The organism is Sphingobium sp. SG1 (genome assembly GCF_057063145.1).
Genome location: NZ_JBVVOJ010000055.1, coordinates 1 through 2,102, shown reverse-complemented (window position 1 = coordinate 2,102; position 2,102 = coordinate 1). Strand labels below are relative to the sequence as shown.

Annotated in this window: 5 protein-coding genes; all 5 read left to right on the top strand. The window is 55.4% G+C overall.

Features of this window, described 5'->3' with window-relative positions; all coding sequences use genetic code 11:
• The first annotated feature begins 130 nt into the window (after nt 1–130).
• The 5 genes from AC0KVN_RS27495 to AC0KVN_RS27475 all read left to right on the top strand — a co-directional run bounded on the left by AC0KVN_RS27495 (nt 131) and on the right by AC0KVN_RS27475 (nt 2,028).
• Nucleotides 131–346, top strand: coding sequence for an excalibur calcium-binding domain-containing protein (locus AC0KVN_RS27495; RefSeq protein ID WP_483656813.1), 216 nt, complete (start codon nt 131–133; stop codon nt 344–346).
• Nucleotides 347–494: 148 nt separating this feature from the next.
• The gene (locus AC0KVN_RS27490; protein WP_048939469.1) at nt 495–983 is read left to right on the top strand and encodes a Ros/MucR family transcriptional regulator; all 489 of its coding nucleotides are present in this window, start codon (nt 495–497) and stop codon (nt 981–983) included.
• A gap of 57 nt (nt 984–1,040) precedes the next feature.
• Nucleotides 1,041–1,205 (top strand): hypothetical protein, encoded by a 165-nt coding sequence (locus tag AC0KVN_RS27485; RefSeq protein ID WP_483656811.1) that lies wholly within the window; start codon nt 1,041–1,043, stop codon nt 1,203–1,205.
• 281 nt (nt 1,206–1,486) lie between these two features.
• Complete coding sequence (locus tag AC0KVN_RS27480) at nt 1,487–1,690, top strand: hypothetical protein (RefSeq protein ID WP_072895714.1); 204 nt, start codon at nt 1,487–1,489, stop codon at nt 1,688–1,690.
• Between the two features lie 80 nt (nt 1,691–1,770).
• A complete protein-coding gene (locus AC0KVN_RS27475; RefSeq protein WP_048939467.1) occupies nt 1,771–2,028 on the top strand; it encodes a hypothetical protein in 258 nt (85 codons plus the stop codon).
• The last annotated feature ends 74 nt before the right edge of the window (nt 2,029–2,102 follow it).

The following is a 2,102-nucleotide window of genomic DNA, read 5'->3' as shown; positions in this document are numbered from 1 at the left end:
CCACCTCCGTCCGGATATGGCGGCGATGAGCTTAATGCACTAACAAACCAATCGGTCCACTCGGTGGGGGCAAATCACTCGGCGACCGCAGGGCTCGGTAGCTTCTCAGTCGTACATAAGTGCTGCCGATGTGGGTGATCAGCAGTCATCGTCGCCTGACGGCAGGACCGACCCGGAAAGGCGGTTTACCGCTTCAACTGATAGCCGATCTTCCTGGTCCTGTCGCAGATGCACCCAAGCAAGAGCGGATGGGGCTGCACCTGTTTATGCTGGTCAGCCAGGGTATGGCCCTCATCTGGATAGGGACGGTGATGGCATAGGCTGCGAGCCTTATCGGGGGCGTTAGCCAGCTTGCCAGAAGTTACAAAAAGAGAACCACAACAATCCATCTCATATTGATGATATCTTTCAAAAATTCATCGGTACTAGGGTGACATTCAGAATAGATGATCATAGATAGAGCATTCCGATAAATCTAAACGGGACGCATAGAAATGAATGAGCAGGCCGATAACAACGAGCTTATGATCACGCTCACCGCCGATATTGTTGCTGCGCATGTTAGCAATAATTCGGTATCGGTCGGTGACGTATCCAACCTTATCGCTAACGTGCATCGCGCGCTTGCGGGACTGTCTGTCCCTGCTGAGCCGACGCCGGAACCGTTGCTGCCCGCCGTTTCCATTCGTTCGTCTGTGAAGGCGGATTACATCGTCTGTCTTGAAGATGGCAGGAAGCTGAAGATGCTGAAGCGCCATCTGATGACCCATTACCAGATGACTCCAGACGATTATCGCGCCAAGTGGGGCCTTCCTTCCGATTATCCGATGACCGCACCCAATTATGCTGCCCAGCGAAAGGAGCTTGCTCACAAGATTGGCCTGGGGCGAAAGCCGGGCCAGGGCAAGAAGGCTGCAACGTCTAAGGCTGCTGCTCCCAAGGGGCGTGCCAAGAGGGCCATCGAGGTAGCTGCTGCTGAATAATAAAACCGGAGCATGCCGCTTGGGGAGCCTCCATGCTCTTCGAGCGGCAAGGCGCCGATGCGCGCGCCACTGATTGTCGCTCGTCAGGCAGGGGAGTTGGCGAAAACGGGTGGGGAAGATGCCATCGCGAAGTGGCAAACCTTTATAGCCTATCTCGATCAGGCTGTCCGTATAGCCGATAGCGGACGCATTGATGCGCCGCCTTTGCAAAATTGCAATTAAATCCGCCTTGCTGGTGGTCCTGTCAGTTTGATGCCTCGCCCAGAGTGTTCGCGATGCGATAGCGGGCCGGTAAAGCGGCTCTACAACAAGCTGCGCATTGTCGCTAACTCAGCACTCAGTTCCGGCTCTCTAAGTGCTGCCGGTCCGCTATACCCAAATATATCCGCAAAATTCCCGGCTAGTTCGCTTAGGTGGATGCTGCCCAACATAAGGATCAGACGATAACAGCGGAACCTCAACCGGTGTCGTGCGCTCCTCTGGTCTCAACAAGGGAACAAGTTATGATCACGGGAATCATCGGTGCGCTCGTAGGATCCAAGCTGGACCAGCAGGACGGCGACAGCGGCGCGAAGGGAGCCGTCATCGGCTATTTCATGCCTCGAATTGTCGGTACGGTGGTAAAGGTCGGTCTGCTGGCCGCCGTTGGGTACGGCGTTGTGAAAGCTGTTCAAGGTGTCGCAGGAAATGGTGCAAAATACCGATAACTTGGCAACAGTGTATCGCTCAGCCATTCGTTGGCACGCGTTACCGATGCACCGAATGTGAAATATGCAAGGTGGTGGTCATGGAACAGGATTACGCGCATGGCCGCCGAGATGGTTTACGGTTGGCGCTGTCGATCCTAGCGGCAGAGGAGGCAAAATGGGCAGTTCTGCTGGGCGAGAGCCGATCGTGGCGAACCAACGTGGCGCGGGAGGTGCGACATAAGACATTGCAGGTCGCACAACAGCGGCTGCATACTGCGCTAAACCGCCTGACGCCCAAATCCGACCAAGCCTTGGATCCTGAGGTAGCATCGGCACTCGAGAAGATCGGGCTCTGAACCACCCCGGCTTTCCCGGAGGCATTTTGAATTGAGTCATGCAACCATATCGAGGGTCTCTCTGGCTGCATAGT

Coding starts and splice junctions, on each gene's coding strand:
- AC0KVN_RS27490 (WP_048939469.1), top strand. CDS start 495: ATGAATGAGCAGGCCGATAACAACGAGCTTATGATCACGCTCACCGCC.
- AC0KVN_RS27485 (WP_483656811.1), top strand. CDS start 1,041: ATGCGCGCGCCACTGATTGTCGCTCGTCAGGCAGGGGAGTTGGCGAAA.
- AC0KVN_RS27480 (WP_072895714.1), top strand. CDS start 1,487: ATGATCACGGGAATCATCGGTGCGCTCGTAGGATCCAAGCTGGACCAG.
- AC0KVN_RS27475 (WP_048939467.1), top strand. CDS start 1,771: ATGGAACAGGATTACGCGCATGGCCGCCGAGATGGTTTACGGTTGGCG.